This window comes from Streptomyces sp. NBC_01304 (assembly GCF_035975855.1).
Lineage (GTDB): Bacteria > Actinomycetota > Actinomycetes > Streptomycetales > Streptomycetaceae > Streptomyces.
This window is the reverse complement of the sequence record NZ_CP109055.1, coordinates 4,064,964-4,080,834: the sequence shown is the minus strand read 5'-3', so window position 1 is coordinate 4,080,834 and position 15,871 is coordinate 4,064,964. Positions and strand designations below refer to the sequence as shown.

Here is a 15,871-nt window from a genome sequence, read left to right as displayed (position 1 = left end):
CTTCGTCATGTCCTGCGCCCCGGGACGCGTGTCACATCCGTGCGCTGTTCCGCCGGGGCCTCGCGCCGTCCTATCGTCATGGTCATGTTCGCTGCCTACGCCGCCCGCATTGACCGTGATCAGCCGCTCAGCGGCCTCGAGTTGGGGGAGCGCCCGGCCCCCTCGGCCCGGGACGGATGGTCGACCGTCAACGTCAAGGCCGCCTCCCTCAACCACCACGACCTGTGGTCCCTGCGAGGCGTCGGCCTCGGCGAGGACAAGCTGCCGATGATCCTCGGCTGCGACGCGGCCGGCATCGACGCCGACGGCAACGAGGTCGTCCTGCACTCCGTGATCGGCCAGTCCGGCCACGGCGTGGGCCCGAACGAGCCCCGCTCGATCCTCACCGAGCGCTACCAGGGCACCTTCGCCGAGCAGGTCTCGGTCCCCACCTGGAACGTGCTGCCCAAGCCGGCCGAGCTCTCCTTCGCCGAGGCCGCCTGCCTGCCCACCGCCTGGCTGACGGCGTACCGCATGCTCTTCACCAACGCCGGTGTACGTCCCGGGGATTCGGTCCTCGTGCAGGGCGCGGGCGGCGGTGTCGCCACAGCCGCGATCGTCCTCGGCAAGGCCGCGGGCCTGCGCGTCTTCGCCACCAGCCGCGACGAGGCCAAGCGCAAGCGGGCGATCGAGCTGGGCGCGGTCGAGGCGGTGGAGTCGGGGGCCCGGCTTCCGCAGCGCGTGGACGCGGTGATCGAGACGGTCGGCGCGGCCACCTGGTCGCACTCCATCAAGTCCCTGAAGCCCGGCGGCACCCTGGTCATCTCGGGCGCCACCAGCGGCGACCGCCCCTCGCACGCCGAGCTGACCCGGGTCTTCTTCCTGGAACTGAAGATCGTCGGCTCGACGATGGGCACGAAGGACGAGCTGGAGGACCTGCTGTCGTTCTGCGCGGCCACGGGGGTACGTCCCGTCATCGACGAGGAGCTGCCGCTGGACCGGGCGCGCGAGGGTTTTGCTCGGATGGAGTCGGGCGACCACTTCGGGAAGATCGTGCTCACGGTCTGACGAGAGCTGGTCTCCAGCGCCATCCGGCCGGGGCTCAGAACAGCCCCTGCAGCCACCACACTCCGGCGCCGACGAGCGCACTGCCTGCCGCGTACGCGGCGCCCGTGACGAGGGCGAATAGGGCAGTGTGGATTAGTCGGCGGCGGAGTTTTGTGGTTTCGGTGGGGGACATCGGGGCCTCCGTCGGGCTTGGAACGGGGTCGCTGTGCTATGGCACCTCCATGGGAGGCCAGGAATAATTGATGCGCCAGCGGCATCTCATTCTTGCGCCAGGCACATTTAATCTGGGCGGGGAGGGCCTCATGGGGCCGTCTGAGGGCGGATCGCGCGAGCGGCCGGAGTTCATCCCGAAAAAGGAAGTGCCGTCAGGTACGGAAGACTTGACCCCTGACGGCAAGTCGACTTCTGAGCTGCACATCGACTACGAGGCGGGCAAGCCCAAGAAGTTCACGGGGTTCAAGAAGTTGACGGACGGCCTGGAGCCGAGCCCGGCGCCCCGGCAGGGGCGGCGTCTCGTTGAGCCCAACCGGGAGAGCGACGCATTCAAGCAGAAGCCGCACGTCTACGAGCTGAAGTACCACGTCTACAACCTGTTGGCGGACCTGAGTCGTGCTGAGGTTGCCGACCGGTTGCCTTGCGACGCGAGCACGCTGAGCCGATACGTGACCACCGCAACGTGGTGGGAGTGGGAGGCCGTGGAGCGGCTGGTCCGCGCCGCAGTGGAGCTTCATGGCGCAGAGGGCGAAATTCACACTGCGTACGGGCGTCTGCGCGAGGCCTTCGACGAGGCGGAGAAGATCGTTGCCCCGCAGAGCCATGAGATCAAACAGCTGCGGGCCAAGGTTGACTGGCAGGCGCAGCGACTGGCGGACGCGAACAGTCGCCTGGCCGCCGCACAGCAGCAGGCCGCGGCAGCTGGATCCGCGGAGGAGGAGGCGGCGCAACGGCAGCGCATCGCGGAACTCGAGGACGAGCGGGACCGGGCGCGGGCCGAAGTCGGCAAGTTGATGGCGGAGTTGGCCGTACTCCAGGCCAGGCTCAGTGCGGCGGGCGACCCGGACGCCGTACTGGAGGCGGCCCGGTACGCGGCCGACGGGGTGGCCGGGACCGCCGATCCGGAGGAACGGCGAAAGCGGGCCCTGGAAGTGGTCGCGGACCTCGACCGACCGGATGAGACGGCGGAGTTCATCGGCAGGCTTGGTAGACGCGGGTGCGGGGATGCTGCCAAGGCGGTCGTCGAGGACATCGTGCAGCGCCTGCCGGCAGCCCGCCTCGCGGAACTGCTCACCACGTTCGACGAGCGGGTGGGCGGGGACCCGCTGGCACGGGAGGGCGCCGATGCCGGCGGCCTGAGGATGCCGGCCGAGGCCGAGCTGTCCCGCATATACCGGGCGAGCACGGAACGTGACCTGCGCATGGCCGTGTTGAGCCTTCTGGACGCGGAGGGTTTCGCGAGCCTCGTGCATGTACTGCACGCCCGAAGGGCCCCCGAATTTGTTGTCGCGCTGTTGGGCGAGCGGGTGGCGCAGCGCGCTGTCACGGGGATGCAGGAAGACGCGTACGCCCTGCGGCAGCGCGCTCAGGACTATCTGATGCTGGCCCACCGATGCTCGCCCCAGGAGATCGCCGACCTGGTGACCGCACTGCGGGCGGCGGACCAGGACCAGGAGGCGGCCTGGGTCATCGAAGTGGCCGGGGAGCTGCTGGTCGACGTCGTGTACCAGCAGCTGGAGACCCTATTGCTGGCTGCGGGCCGGATCCATGACCTGCGCATCCTGCGGGAGTGCCGGGACCGCCGGAGGCAGGACTGAGCGGGACAAGGCAGGACCAGGCAGCTGACGTCAACCAAAGTTGACGAGCCATGCTTCGTCAACGTAAGTTGACGTCATGACCGAAGCAACGGATCTCGCCGAGCGCGCGGGTGACCGTGATCCACGGGTCGGGCTGCGAGCGGTTGCCGCGCTGCGGCGGCTGCTTGAGCAGCTGGAGGCCGTGCAGGTGCGGGGTGCGCGCAATCAGGGCTGGTCGTGGCAGGAGATCGCCGCGGAGCTCGGGGTGAGCAGGCAGGCCGTCCACAAGAAGTACGGGAGGCAGTGATGTTCGAGCGGTTCACGCAGGGCGCCCGGGAAGTGGTGGAGGGTGCCGTGGCGCACGCCGAGCGGCAGGAGTCGGGGGCCGTCACCGACGAGCACGTGCTCCTCGCGCTCCTCGATGCCCGGGGCAGCAAGGCGGCCTTCGTGCTGTCCGCGCTGGGGGCCGATGCGCAGAAGGACGCCCTGGTACGGGAGTTGGCGGAGGTGCGCCGGCGCGGCGGGGTGTCCGAGGCGGACGCGGAGGCCCTGGCCGGGCTCGGGATCGATGTCGGGCAGATCGTTGCGCGGGTCGAAGAGGCGCACGGGGCCGGGGCGTTGGCGGGGGACCGGAGGGACCGGCGGTGGTGGGGCGGGAAGCACCGGTCCTTCTCGCGGGAGGCCAAGGACACGCTGGAGAAGTCGTTGCGGATTGCGGTGGGGCGCAAGGACCGGTTCATCGGGGATGAGCATCTGTTGCTCGCGTTGGCCTCGCGGCCGGGGGTGGTGCGGGATGTTCTCGGCTCGCACGGGGTGTCGGTCGAGGCGGTGGAGCAGGTGCTCGGCGGGAGTGGGGCAGGTGGGGTGGCTCAGGCGGGGTGACCGCGCGGGGGCGGGGAGGGATTTCCTCCCCGCCCCGCCCCTTCCCGGCTGCGACATCAGCGGCTGCCGCCGCGGGCTGCGCCGCCTTCCGCCCTGCGGGCGGTGTCCTCAAACGCCGGACGGGCTGAAGGAGGAGGCCACGATCACTTCGTGCGCAAAATCGCGCCGATGTGGGCCGCCGCATCCGACAAGTGGCGTCGTGCCTCGTGTAGTTGGGACTCCGTCACCCCGTGGTCGCGGGCCGCGTCCCTGATGTCGTCGCGGAAGCGGTCGAGGAGGCGGTCCAGGTCGCGCGGGGGGTTGCCGGTCGGTGGCTCGTCGGTCCAGTCGGGGGCGGGCGGGGTGTTCGGCTCGGCCTCCTTGTCGAGGTCCACGACCACGGTCGGCTCGGGCGCGGGCTTGCCGAAACGGCCGAACTCCTTGGTGATCTCCGCGAGGCCCTCGCGGAGACCGGTCGGCCAGTCGCCCCGCGAGAAGTGGTCCTGGACCCGGTCCTGCACCTGCTTGGCGATGCGCTGCATCTCCTCGCGCGCCTCGTCCTGCGCGTCCTTCGCCGCGCGGCGGGCCCGCTGGGCCTCCTCGCGGGCCCGGCGCGACTCGTCCTTGGCCCGGCGGGCCTGGTCCTTCATCTCCTGCTTGGCGCGGCGCAACTCCTCCTTCGCGGAGCGCCAGGCCTCCTTGTCGCCGAAGACGGACTCCCAGTCGCCGCCCTGGCCGGACGACTTGGCCTGGCCTGCGGCTGCCCGCATTTCCCGGCGCAGATCGCCGGCGGCACCGCGTACGTCATCCCGTATTTCGGAGGCGAGCTCCGCCACCGACTCCCGGATCTCCAGCTCAAGGTCGGCCAACTCGCCTCTGCGGTCGGCCAGTTCGGCCCGTCCGGCGTCCGTGATCGAGTAGACCTTGCGGCCCCCCTCGGTGGCGTGCGTGACCAGGCCCTCGGCCTCCAGCTTGGCGAGGCGCGGATAGACGGTGCCCGCGGAAGGCGCGTACAGCCCCTGGAAGCGCTCCTCCAGGAGCCGGATCACCTCGTACCCGTGCCGCGGCGCCTCGTCGAGCAGCTTCAGCAGGTACAGGCGGAGGCGGCCGTGGGCGAAGACGGGGGGCATGTCAGAGCACCTTTCCGGTCGGGGCGTCACCTTCGGGGGCTGCGCGGCCCGGGGCTTCGTCGGCGTACCGATCATTCTCGCCCTTCGCGGCCGCCGCCTCGTCCACGTCGTCGAGGGGCGGCCGCAGCAGCAGGGCGACGGAGCCGGAGATCGTCGTCGCCCTGAGCCGGCCGGCGCCCGTTCCGAGCTGTCCGGTGATGCGCTTGGCGCCCCACGTGCCGCCGATCCGGAGGTCGTCGAAGCCGTTGGAGACGGCGCCGGTCGCGGTGCTCGCCTCGATCTGGGCGTCGGTCGGCTGGGCGAGACGGATCGCGATCTCGCCAGAGACGGTGGTCAGCCGGACGTCGGTCGAGCCCGTCGGGTCGAGGTCCAGGATCATGTTGCCGCTCACCGACTCCGCGCGTACGGAGGGGCCCGCGCCCTCGATCACGGTCAGATCGCCGGTGACCGACTTGAAGGACAGCTCACCGCCGACGGCCTGCGCCTCGAGCGCGCCGGAGACCGTCTCGGCCTGGATCTGCCCCGAGGTCCCGACCAGGGTGGTGTCGCCGGTGACGCCCCGCACCGTGGTCGGCCCTTCGATGCCGGAGACCATGGCGGCCGCGCCGACCACACCGACCTCGACGGCCGCGGCGGCCGGGACGGCGAGCGAGATGACCGCGCTGCGGCCGTGGCCCTTGCGGTCGAGCCACTTGCCGATCAGGAAGCCCTTCCAGGGCAGATCGTCGTACGCGACCGTCAGTACGCCGTCCTCGAGGCTCACGGTCAGCGGGGGACCGTCCAGCTCGGTCACCTCCAGGCGGGCCGGGCCCTCCTCGACCCCGACGACATTGACCGTTCCATTGACGCTGCGTACGTGGAGCGCCGTCACGGGTTCGTCGAAGGCGAGCTTCTGTGGCTCGGCGACTGTCCACGGTGACTCTGGCATGGTGCTGACCTCCTCCGGTCCGGTGACGCGCCATATCGCGTATCTCGCAATACACGATATATCGCGGGCTTCGGAAGTCAAGCGCGTCTGTTGGCGGGCGTGCGGGGTGGGGGTGGGCGGCCTAGCGTGAGGGCATGCCCGACATGACTGGCATGTTCCATGACGCGTCATCCGGCGCGCTGCTCCTGTGCGGGGCCGAGCCCGCCGCGGTCGGCCCCGCCGCCCAACTGCTGCGCGAACGCATGCTGCTCGCCCCGGCGGGCCGCGACTGGAGCGTGCTCGTGCCGGACACCGCGCCCTGGCAGGGCGACGCCTCCGCAGAGCCGGTCGACGCGGTCCTCGCGGGCTGGGCCGCGGCCCTCGCGGTGGGCGCGCCCTGGCCGGTGCTCGCGCTGTGGTGGGACGCGGACCGCAGCGGGTTCACGCTCGCGTCGGGGTTCCGGCGCACGGTCGGCTATGTGTGGCTGGCGAACGGGACGCCGGTGGGGGAGGAGGAGGCGATGCGCAGCTTCGCCTCTCGGCTCGGGCTCGATCCGGTGCTCGACATGCAGTCCCTCGAGGCGCTGACGCGGGACGATTCCGCTGCGGACGGGCGGGCCAGGCTGTTGGGGCTCGTGGCCGTTCTTACGCGGACGGGGCTTGCGCTGCCTGCGGGGCTCGGGCCGGGTCCAACTGCCGCTGACCTGCGAGCGGTTGCTCGCGGGCTGCCCGACGCGTCGGTGGTCGAGTGGACCGGGTGGCGGGAAGTGGTGCGGGCCGAGCTCGATGTGGTCGAGGGCGGGCGGTTGGGGCCGTGGATGCGGGGGCCGCGGGCGCGGGCTCTGGCCGGGGTTCAGCTTGCCGCCGGGCTGCCGCTCGCGGCTTTCGGCGTACGCCGCCGAAGTGGTGGCTGGGTTGTGGCGGGAGCCCTGCTTGTGGTGCACGGGGTGCTCGGGCTCGCGTATGACGTGGTGCGGGCGAAGGACTGATTCCCCAGCCCGCCCCTTCCCGAAATCCTCCGGAGGCCGGGGGCTGCGCCCCCAGACCCCCCTTGTCCTCAAACGCCGGACGGGCTGATAAATCAGCCCGTCCGGACTACTCGTCCTCGTCCTCGTCGTCCAGCCGAGCCAGCCACGTCGCCAACCGCTCCACCGGAACCTCGAAGTCCGGGTTCAGGTCCACGAAGGTGCGCAGCTGCTCCGCCAGCCACTCGAAGGTGACCTCCTCCTCGCCACGCCTCTTCTCCAGCTCTTCGATGCCACGGTCCGTGAAGTACATGGGTCCAGGATATGGCGCCGGGCCCGCACCCCGAAAAGGGATGCGGGCCCGGCGACGTACAGCCAGAAGCGGCAGCGACTACGCGTCGAAGACCTCGGTCAGGAGCTGCTGCTGCTCGGCCTGGTGCCGCTTGGCGGAGCCGACGGCCGGCGAAGACCCGTGCGGACGCGAAATGCGGCGCAGGCGCTCACCGTGCGGGACGTCGGCGCCGACCGCCAGGTCCAGGTGGTCGATCAGGTTGAGCGCGATGAAGGGCCATGCGCCCTGGTTCGCCGGCTCCTCCTGGACCCACAGGTACTTCTCGGCGTTCGGGTACTTGGCGATCTCCGCCTGGAGCTCCGCACCCGGCAGCGGGTACAGGCGCTCGATGCGGATGATCGCCGTGTCCGTGGCGCCGCGCTTCTCGCGCTCGGCTTCGAGGTCGTAGTAGACCTTGCCCGCGCAGAAGACGACCTTGCGGACGGCCGCCGGGTTGGTGGTCGCGTCGCCGATGACCGGACGGAAGCCGCCCGTCGTGAACTCCTCCGCCTTGGAGGCCGCGGCCTTCAGACGCAGCATCGACTTCGGCGTGAAGACGATGAGCGGCTTGTGGTGCGGGTTGTGCACCTGCCAGCGCAGCAGGTGGAAGTAGTTCGACGGGAGGGTCGGCATCGCGACCGTCATGTTGTCCTGCGCGCACATCTGCAGGAAGCGCTCGGGGCGCGCGGACGAGTGGTCCGGGCCCTGGCCCTCGTAGCCGTGGGGGAGGAGCAGGGTGACGCCCGAGTGCTGGCCCCACTTCTGTTCCGCCGACGAGATGAACTCGTCCACGACCGTCTGGGCGCCGTTGACGAAGTCGCCGAACTGCGCCTCCCACATGACGAGCGCCTCGGGACGGGCCAGCGAGTAGCCGTACTCGAAGCCCATCGCCGCGTACTCGGAGAGGAGGGAGTCGTAGACGTTGTAACGCGCCTGGTCGTCCGAGAGGTACAGGAGAGGCGTGTAGTCCTCGCCCGTCTCACGGTCGATCAGGACCGCGTGGCGCTGGCCGAAGGTGCCGCGGCGCGAGTCCTGGCCCGCGAGGCGCACCGGGGTGCCCTCGAGGAGCAGCGAGCCGATGGCGAGGGTCTCGCCCATGCCCCAGTCGATCGTGCCGTCCTCGACCATGGCCGCGCGGCGCTGCAGCTGGGGCAGCAGACGCGGGTGGACGGTGACGCGGTCGGGGATGTTGACCTGGGACTCGGCGATGCGCTTGACGACCTCCTGGGAGATCGCGGTGTTCACCGTGACCGGGAACTGCGCCTGGGCGACCGGGACTTCGGCCGGGGTGGAGGCGGCGGTGGCCTCGCGGACCTCGGTGAAGACCTTCTCCAGCTGGCCCTGGTAGTCCTGCAGGGCCTGCTCGGCCTCTTCCAGGGTGATGTCGCCGCGACCGATGAGGGACTCGGTGTAGAGCTTGCGCACCGAGCGCTTCTTGTCGATCAGGTCGTACATCAGGGGCTGGGTGAACGCCGGGTTGTCCGACTCGTTGTGCCCGCGGCGGCGGTAGCAGATGAGGTCGATGACCACGTCCTTGTTGAACGCCTGCCGGAACTCGAAGGCAAGGCGGGCAACGCGGACGACGGCCTCGGGGTCGTCGCCGTTCACGTGGAAGATCGGGGCCTCGATCATCCGGGCCACGTCGGTCGAGTACATGGAGGAGCGCGAGGACTCGGGCGCCGCCGTGAAGCCGACCTGGTTGTTGATGACGATGTGGACCGTGCCGCCGGTGCGGTAGCCGCGCAGCTGCGACATGTTGAGCGTCTCGGCCACGACGCCCTGGCCCGCGAAGGCCGCGTCACCGTGCAGGGCGACGGGCAGGACCGTGAAGTCCGTGCCGCCCTTGTTGATGATGTCCTGCTTGGCGCGCGAGATGCCCTCGAGGATCGGGTCGACCGCCTCCAGGTGCGAGGGGTTGGCGGCCAGCGAGACCTTGATCTGCTCGCCGTCGAGACCGGTGAAGGTGCCGTTGGCGCCCAGGTGGTACTTGACGTCGCCGGAGCCGTGCATCGACTTCGGGTCGAGGTTGCCCTCGAACTCCCGGAAGATCTGCGCGTACGACTTGCCGACGATGTTCGCCAGGACGTTCAGGCGGCCGCGGTGGGCCATGCCGATGACGACCTCGTCCAGGCGCGACTCGGCGGCGGAGTCGATGACCGCGTCGAGCAGCGGGATGACGGACTCGCCGCCCTCCAGGGAGAAGCGCTTCTGGCCGACGTACTTCGTCTGCAGGAAGGTCTCGAAGGCCTCCGCCGCGTTCAGGCGGCGCAGGATGCGCAGCTGCTCCTCGCGCTCCGGCTTGGTGGAGCCGCGCTCGATCCGGTCCTGCAGCCACTTGCGCTGCTTCGGGTCCTGGATGTGCATGAACTCCAGGCCGGTGGTGCGGCAGTACGAGTCGCGCAGCACGCCGAGGATGTCGCGGAGCTTCATCATCGACTTGCCGGCGAAGCCACCGACCGCGAACTCCCGCTCCAGGTCCCACAGGGTGAGGCCGTGCTCGGTGATGTCCAGGTCGGGGTGCTTGCGCTGGCGGTACTCCAGCGGGTCGGTGTCGGCCATGACGTGGCCGCGTACCCGGTAGGAGTGGATCAGCTCGAAGACGCGCGCCGCCTTGGTGACGTCGTCGTCGTGCGAGGCGTCGATGTCCTTGAGCCAGCGGACCGGCTCGTACGGGATCCGCAGCGCCTTGAAGATGTCGTCGTAGAAGCCCTCCTCGCCGAGGAGGAAGTTCGCCACGACCCGCAGGAACTCGCCGGAGGCGGCGCCCTGGATCACGCGGTGGTCGTACGTCGACGTGAGGGTCATCACCTTGGCGATGCCCAGCTTGTTCAGGGTGTCCTGCGACGTGCCCTGGAACTCGGCCGGGTAGTCCATGGAGCCGACGCCCATGATGACCGACTGCCCGGGCATCAGACGCGGCACCGAGTGGACCGTGCCGAGGCCGCCGGGGTTGGTCAGCGAGCAGGTGACGCCGGTGAAGTCGTCCATGCCGAGCTTGCCGTTGCGCGCGCGGCGGACGATGTCCTCGTAGGCCTGCCAGAACTCGAAGAAGTTCAGCGTCTCGGCCTTCTTGATGCCCGCTACAACCAGTTGGCGGTCGCCATTGGGCTTCACCAGGTCGATGGCCAGACCGAAGTTGATGTGCTCCGGCTTGACCAGGGTGGGCTTGCCGTCCTTCTCCGCGAAGGAGTAGTTCATCGACGGCATGGCCTTGATGGCCTGCACCATCGCGTACCCGATGAGGTGCGTGAAGGAGACCTTCCCGCCCCGGGCGCGCTTGAGGTGGTTGTTGATGACGATGCGGTTGTCGAAGAGCAGCTTCACCGGGACCGCGCGCACGGACGTGGCCGTGGGCACCTCCAGCGAGGCGTTCATGTTCTTCGCAACGGCGGCGGCGGGGCCGCGCAGGGTCACGAGCTCGGGGCCGGCCGGGGCCTCGGCCGCGGGCGCTGCCTGGGCGGCGGCGGGCTTCGCGGCAGGGGCGGCGGCCTGAGCCGGAGCGGCGGGCGCGGCAGCAGGGGCCGCGGGCGTCGCCTGGGCGGGCGCAGCCGGGGCTGCGGCGGGGGGCGCGGCCTGAGCTGCGGGCGCCGCCTGGGCAGGTGCGGGAGCGACCGGCGTCGAGGAGCCTGCGGGAGCGCTCGTCGCGGTGGTCGGGGTGCCCGCAGCCCCCGCGGCTGCGGTACCGGAGGCGGGGCTTGCGGCCGGCTTCGCCGGGGCGGCGGCGCCGCCCGGCTTGTAGTCGGCAAAGAAGTCCCACCAGGCTCGGTCTACCGAGTTCGGGTCCTGGAGGTACTGCTGATAGATCTCGTCGACGAGCCACTCATTGGGACCGAACGCGGCTGCAGGGTTCTTGCCCTGCCCCGTTTGGTCGGTCGAGACGCTCGAGTTACTGGGGGACTGTGGCGACACGGCGGTAACCGCCCTCTTCCGCTTCACAAGGTGATGGACAGCGGGAATAAAGGCTACGCCTCATGGGCCGAGAGGTGCAGACCGGGCGGGCCTTTGGTCGTGCAAGTCACATCGAAAATCGCGTTTCGCGCCCTGAAATGGCGGGAAGCAGATGGGGTTCCGATGCGAAAAGGCATGCACGGCCTGCGGGTCGCGGTCCCCAGGACCACGCCCTTGCCGAAGACCGCCCGACCTTTGTACTAGGTGTTCTGCGGGTTGCCCGATCTTGCGGCGCCGCCTCGAACTGCCTCGCACTGGATGGCCTCTGCTTCGAACCCTACGTCAACCTTGTGCCCTGGTGAGGCCCGGAAGTGTGACTTGGATCCGGCAGCCCCGAGCGGATTCGGCCACCCCGATCCGGCCGCCGTGCAGATCCACCGCCCAGCGCGCGATGGCGAGCCCGAGCCCGGTCCCGCCGTCGCTCCCCGGGCCGTGCGGGGACGAGTCGTTGCCCCGGTTGAACCGCTCGAAGACCCGGTGCCACTCCGACTCCGGGATGCCCGGTCCCTCGTCCAGGACCTCCAGGTGCAGCGACTCCGGGGCGGACCCGCGCCGCGCCTTCACCGTGACCCGGCCGTGCGGCGGCGAGTGCTTGACCGCGTTGTCGATGAGGTTGGCGACGACCTGGTGCAGTCGCTCGGCGTCCGCGTGCGCGGTCAGCTCGGGCGGCGACACGTCGAGGTGCAGATGGACGTCCGTACGCGTGTGCCGCCCCGACCCCGAGGCCATGCCCTGCCGCTGCGAGGCGGCGGCGCCCGGCAGCTGGGCCTCCTTGAGGACACCCGACAGATAGGGCCAGACCTCGAAGCGGCGGGCGCGCAGCGGCACCACGCCGTTGTCGAGCCGGGACAGGTCGAGCAGCGTCTCCACGAGCCGGCCGAGCCGCTCGGTCTGCTTCAGGGCGGTCCGCATGGTCTCGGGGTCGGCGGCGGAGACGCCGTCCACCACGTTCTCCAGGACGGCCCGCAGCGCCGCGATCGGGGTGCGCAGCTCGTGCGAGACGTTCGCCACCAGCTCCTTGCGGTGCTGGTCCTGGTCCTCCAGGTCGTCCGCCATGCGATTGATGGTGGACGCGAGGTCGCCCAGCTCGTCGCGCCGGTCGGCGCCGCGCACCCGCCGGGTGTAGTCACCGTGCGAGATCGAGCGGGCCACGTGATTCATCTCATCGAGCGGCGCGGTGAGCGAGTGGGCCACGAACTGGGTGATCAGCAGCGTCGCGATCACCGAGAAGACCGTGATGAACCGGAACTCGGTCTTGGTCTGCACGGCGATCATCAGCAGACCGGTCGTGATGAACACCGAGACCACGACGAGCATGCCGAGCTTGGTCTTGATCGAGAAGGGCCGCAGCCCCTGCAGCCCGAGCAGCAGCCCCTTGTCGAACTTCTCGATCCGCCACGCCTGACTGCCCCAGTACCGGCGTGACTTAAGCGACTTGCGAGGCCCGCGAGACTCACGGGGCTCGCGGGGCTCACGCGGCAAGCTCACGGGGTCGGGGTCTCCAGGGCGTACCCCACGCCGTGCACGGTGCGGATGCGCTCGGCACCGATCTTCCGGCGCAGGGCCTTGATGTGGCTGTCCACGGTCCTGGTGCCGGACGCGTCCGCCCAGTCCCACACCTCGGCGAGCAGCTGCTCACGGGAGAGCACGGCACGCGGGGTGTTCGCGAGGCAGACCAGCAGGTCGAACTCGGTGGGCGTGAGGTGTACGTCCTCACTCCTGACCCGGACCCGCCGCTGGGCGTGGTCGATCTCCAGCTCGCCGAGCCGCAGGATGCCCGAGCGCGGAGTGGTCGCGGCCAGGGCGGCCCGCTCGACCCGCCGGAGCAGCACATGCACCCGCGCCGCCAGCTCACGCATCGAGAACGGCTTGGTCATGTAGTCGTCCGCGCCGACCCCGAGCCCGACCAGCATGTCGGTCTCGTCGTCACGCGCGGTCAGCATCAGCACCGGCACCGGCCGCTGAGCCTGAACCCGGCGGCAGACCTCGAGCCCGTCGAAGCCCGGCAGCATGATGTCCAGGATCAGCAGGTCGGGCTGCCAGGCCTCGGCGGTGTCGACGGCCGAGGGGCCGTCCCCGGCCGTCTGCACCACAAAGCCCTCGGCGCGCAGCCGGGCGGCGATGGCCTCGACGATCGTCAGATCGTCCTCGACCACCAGAACCCGGCGCTGAGCACCCGGTGTGGGCGCCTGTCCGTTGTGGGAGGTGTGTGTCTGCTCCATCGCCCGCCCCTGAGAAGATCCGCGTGTCCGGTCAGCAGAGTACGGGGAGTTACCGTGCCTCGGCTATGTGCCCCTGACCGCGAGATGGACCACGTCCGGGACGCCTCGGGCAACCGGGATCTCTTCGGTACGTACGTTCCGGAATCCGGCATTCCGCAACGACTCTTCGAAATCGCCGGAGGGCTGAGCGGACCAGACGGCGAGCACACCGCCCGTGTTGAGCCTGGCCTTGCAGGCCGCGAGGCCGCTCGGGGAGTAGAGGCTGTCGTTGTCCTCGGTCACGGTCCAGTCCGGGCCGTTGTCGATGTCGAGACAGAGTGCGTCGTACGTCACTGGGGATTGTTGTACGTACGTGACGAGGTCGGCCCGCACGATCTCCGTGCGCGGGTCGTCGAGAGCCGGGCCGGAGATCTCCTTGAGCGGTCCGCCGCGGTGCCAGCCGATGATGGCCTCTTCACGCTCGATGACCGTGATCGCGGCCCAACGCGGGTCCGCCGCGGCGTGTGCGAGGGAGAAGCCGACGCCGAGGCCGCCGATCAGCACGCTGGGTTCTTGCCCGTCGTCGAGGGCGTCCCTCGCGGCGTCGATGAGCAGGCGCTCGCTGCGGCCGTCCGAAGTGTCCATCAGGAACGTGCCGTTGGCGATGATCTGGAGCAGGTCGCCGTGGCGGCGCAGGACCACTTCGCCGTACGGGCCTTCGCGGCGGTCGAGGACGACGGGGGGTTCTGTGTGCGCGTCGTGCATGGGGCCATTTTGCATCCCCGCCCCGCCCCTTCCCGAAAGTCCTCAAACGCCGGACGGGCTGATAAATCAGCCCGTCCGGCGTTTGAGGACAGTCTTTGAAGCCGGCGGCAGCCTTACGGGAAGGGGCGGGGCGGGGAAGAAATCAGACCTGCAACCCGTGCCCCACCGCGAACACCGGATCCACCGTGTCGTTCGGAACGTCCGGGCGCGAAGCGTGAACTGCCGCCATGGACGAGGGCAGTTCGAAGGGGAGCCGTCCCTCGGGGCGGGCCTTGCCGAATGCCACGTCCAGCAGCGCCGCGTCACTCGCCCCGTAGTCCGCGACCAGCGCAGCCGCCCGAGAGGCGATCTCGGGGATGACCGCCGCCCGCTCCAGATTGATGCAGACCAGCGTGGGCACCGCGTCAAGCAGAGCCAGGATCTCCTTCAACTCGGCCTCGTCGAAGGCCAGTGAGCCCGAGTGGAAGAAGGCCTCGAACTTGTTGGGGCGCTCCTCGTACGGAGTGCGGAGCTTGAGGATCGCGAAGTCGGCGGCGGCGGGATCCGGCACGACCTCGGCGTACTCACCGGCCACCGATGCGTCCACGTTCTGCACGTACACCTTGGGCCGCCCGCTCACCGGCAACAGCGAGTCATTGCTCAACACCGTCAGCGAGCGCCGCTGCGCCGCAGCCCCCGCCGCCTTGAACTCGGCCGCGCCCACGATCTCTTGGGCCGCATCCGGGTCGACGTACCGCTGTGCGTCGAAGAGGCCGAGGACGAACTTCTCGCGCAGGAGGCGACGTACCGATGAATCGATACGCGATTCCAGGATCCGCCCGGAGCGCACCAGTTCCACGATGACCTCCGGACACTGCTCGCCCCCGAACTGGTCCGACCCGGCGTCCAACGCCTTCGCCGCCCGCTCGGCCACCGTCAGGTGCTCGCAGCCCCAGGCACGCGCGGAGTGCGGCTCGCCGAAGATCGTGGAGTCGGTGAGCAGGCCCCAGTCCGTGCAGACGATGCCGTCGAAGCCCAGCTCGTCCCGCAACAGCCCTTGGATGACGCCCTTGTTGAAGCCGAAGCCGACCTCTTCCCAGTCCGTGCCGACCGGCTGGCCGTAGTACGGCATCATTTGCGCGCACCCGGCCGCGATCGCCGCCTTGAAGGGCTCCAGGTGGTGCTCGCGCAGACCGCCGGGGTACACCTGCTCCTTGCCGTGCGGGAAGTGCGGGTCCTCGCCGTCCTTCTGCGGGCCGCCGCCGGGGAAGTGCTTGACCATCGCGGACACCGAGTGGGTGCCGAGCTCGTCGCCCTGCAGGCCGCGGATGTACGCCGCCGCCAGTTCGCCGGTCAGTTTCGCGTCGGAGCCGAAGGTTCCGGTCTGCCGGGACCAGCGGGGCTCTGTCGCCAGGTCGATCTGGGGATGAAGCGCCAGGCGGAAGCCGACCGCCAGGTACTCGCGGCGCACCGTGTCCGCGAAGCGGTGCACCAGCTCGGGGTCGCCGATCGCCGCCATGCCGAGCGGCTCGGGCCAGGCGGAGAAGGCACCGGCGTTGAAGGAGGCGCCGACGTTGTCCGTGAAGGAGTGGCGGGGGTCGGTGGAGAGCGTGACCGGGATGCCGAGGCGGGTCGCGGCCGCCATCTCCTGGACGGCGTTGTGCCACTGGGCCATCTCGCGGGCGCCGTACGTACCGAGGAGGTTGAAGTGCGTGAGCTTCTTGTCCTCGATGAGCTCGGGGGTCGCGTACGGCAGCATCGAGCCGTCGGTCTCCATGACGGGCGTGCCGTCCGGGTTCATCATCAGCATGCCGTGGAACATCTGCCCGGCCTTCTCCTCCAGGGTCATCCGGGCCAGGAGGTCCTCGACGCGTACGTCGACGGGGAGGGCGGCGTCCTTGTAGGCGGGGGCGGTGTCGCGGGTGTCGCTCATGGGGTGCGTACTCC

At 70.0% G+C, this 15,871-nt stretch carries 14 protein-coding genes; 5 read left to right on the top strand and 9 right to left on the bottom strand.

What is annotated here, in order from left to right:
- Nucleotides 1-84 precede the first annotated feature (84 nt).
- Nucleotides 85-1,047: a zinc-binding dehydrogenase gene (locus OG430_RS17670; RefSeq protein WP_327353477.1), complete on the top strand. Its 963-nt coding sequence runs from the start codon at nucleotides 85-87 to the stop codon at nucleotides 1,045-1,047.
- 34 nt (nucleotides 1,048-1,081) lie between these two features.
- On the opposite strand, the gene OG430_RS17665 is transcribed toward OG430_RS17670, so the two are convergent.
- Complete coding sequence (locus OG430_RS17665) at nucleotides 1,082-1,219, bottom strand: hypothetical protein (protein ID WP_327353476.1); 138 nt, start codon at nucleotides 1,217-1,219, stop codon at nucleotides 1,082-1,084.
- A 70-nt stretch (nucleotides 1,220-1,289) separates the two neighbouring features.
- On the opposite strand from OG430_RS17665, the gene OG430_RS17660 reads away from it, so the two are divergent.
- The 3 genes from OG430_RS17660 to OG430_RS17650 all read left to right on the top strand — a co-directional run bounded on the left by OG430_RS17660 (nucleotide 1,290) and on the right by OG430_RS17650 (nucleotide 3,719).
- Nucleotides 1,290-2,858: a hypothetical protein gene (locus OG430_RS17660; protein WP_327353475.1), complete on the top strand. Its 1,569-nt coding sequence runs from the start codon at nucleotides 1,290-1,292 to the stop codon at nucleotides 2,856-2,858.
- A gap of 76 nt (nucleotides 2,859-2,934) precedes the next feature.
- A complete protein-coding gene (locus tag OG430_RS17655) occupies nucleotides 2,935-3,144 on the top strand; it encodes a helix-turn-helix domain-containing protein (protein WP_037745578.1) in 210 nt (69 codons plus the stop codon).
- A complete protein-coding gene (locus OG430_RS17650) occupies nucleotides 3,144-3,719 on the top strand; it encodes a Clp protease N-terminal domain-containing protein (RefSeq protein ID WP_327353474.1) in 576 nt (191 codons plus the stop codon). The genes OG430_RS17655 and OG430_RS17650 overlap by 1 nt, the downstream gene beginning before the upstream one ends.
- A gap of 143 nt (nucleotides 3,720-3,862) precedes the next feature.
- Here the strand turns inward: OG430_RS17650 and OG430_RS17645 are convergent, their stop codons facing one another.
- Both OG430_RS17645 and OG430_RS17640 read right to left on the bottom strand, forming a co-directional pair.
- Nucleotides 3,863-4,828: a helix-turn-helix transcriptional regulator gene (locus tag OG430_RS17645; RefSeq protein ID WP_327353473.1), complete on the bottom strand. Its 966-nt coding sequence runs from the start codon at nucleotides 4,826-4,828 to the stop codon at nucleotides 3,863-3,865.
- 1 nt (nucleotide 4,829) lies between these two features.
- Nucleotides 4,830-5,756: a DUF4097 family beta strand repeat-containing protein gene (locus tag OG430_RS17640; protein ID WP_327353472.1), complete on the bottom strand. Its 927-nt coding sequence runs from the start codon at nucleotides 5,754-5,756 to the stop codon at nucleotides 4,830-4,832.
- A gap of 134 nt (nucleotides 5,757-5,890) precedes the next feature.
- On the opposite strand from OG430_RS17640, the gene OG430_RS17635 reads away from it, so the two are divergent.
- Nucleotides 5,891-6,724, top strand: coding sequence for a hypothetical protein (locus tag OG430_RS17635; RefSeq protein WP_327353471.1), 834 nt, complete (start codon nucleotides 5,891-5,893; stop codon nucleotides 6,722-6,724).
- Between the two features lie 106 nt (nucleotides 6,725-6,830).
- Here the strand turns inward: OG430_RS17635 and OG430_RS17630 are convergent, their stop codons facing one another.
- The 6 genes from OG430_RS17630 to OG430_RS17605 all read right to left on the bottom strand — a co-directional run bounded on the left by OG430_RS17630 (nucleotide 6,831) and on the right by OG430_RS17605 (nucleotide 15,857).
- Nucleotides 6,831-7,013, bottom strand: a complete 183-nt coding sequence (locus OG430_RS17630) for a DUF6104 family protein (protein WP_003961784.1) — start codon at nucleotides 7,011-7,013, stop codon at nucleotides 6,831-6,833.
- A 78-nt stretch (nucleotides 7,014-7,091) separates the two neighbouring features.
- Nucleotides 7,092-10,940, bottom strand: coding sequence for a multifunctional oxoglutarate decarboxylase/oxoglutarate dehydrogenase thiamine pyrophosphate-binding subunit/dihydrolipoyllysine-residue succinyltransferase subunit (locus OG430_RS17625; RefSeq protein WP_327353470.1), 3,849 nt, complete (start codon nucleotides 10,938-10,940; stop codon nucleotides 7,092-7,094).
- 321 nt (nucleotides 10,941-11,261) lie between these two features.
- The gene (locus tag OG430_RS17620) at nucleotides 11,262-12,296 is read right to left on the bottom strand and encodes a HAMP domain-containing sensor histidine kinase (RefSeq protein ID WP_327359134.1); all 1,035 of its coding nucleotides are present in this window, start codon (nucleotides 12,294-12,296) and stop codon (nucleotides 11,262-11,264) included.
- 167 nt (nucleotides 12,297-12,463) lie between these two features.
- Nucleotides 12,464-13,201, bottom strand: coding sequence for a response regulator transcription factor (locus OG430_RS17615; RefSeq protein WP_327353469.1), 738 nt, complete (start codon nucleotides 13,199-13,201; stop codon nucleotides 12,464-12,466).
- Nucleotides 13,202-13,264: 63 nt separating this feature from the next.
- On the bottom strand, nucleotides 13,265-13,945 hold the full coding sequence (locus OG430_RS17610) for a spermidine synthase (protein ID WP_327353468.1): 681 nt from the start codon (nucleotides 13,943-13,945) through the stop codon (nucleotides 13,265-13,267).
- A 142-nt stretch (nucleotides 13,946-14,087) separates the two neighbouring features.
- Nucleotides 14,088-15,857 (bottom strand): glycoside hydrolase family 3 protein, encoded by a 1,770-nt coding sequence (locus OG430_RS17605; protein ID WP_327353467.1) that lies wholly within the window; start codon nucleotides 15,855-15,857, stop codon nucleotides 14,088-14,090.
- Between the last annotated feature and the right edge of the window lie 14 nt (nucleotides 15,858-15,871).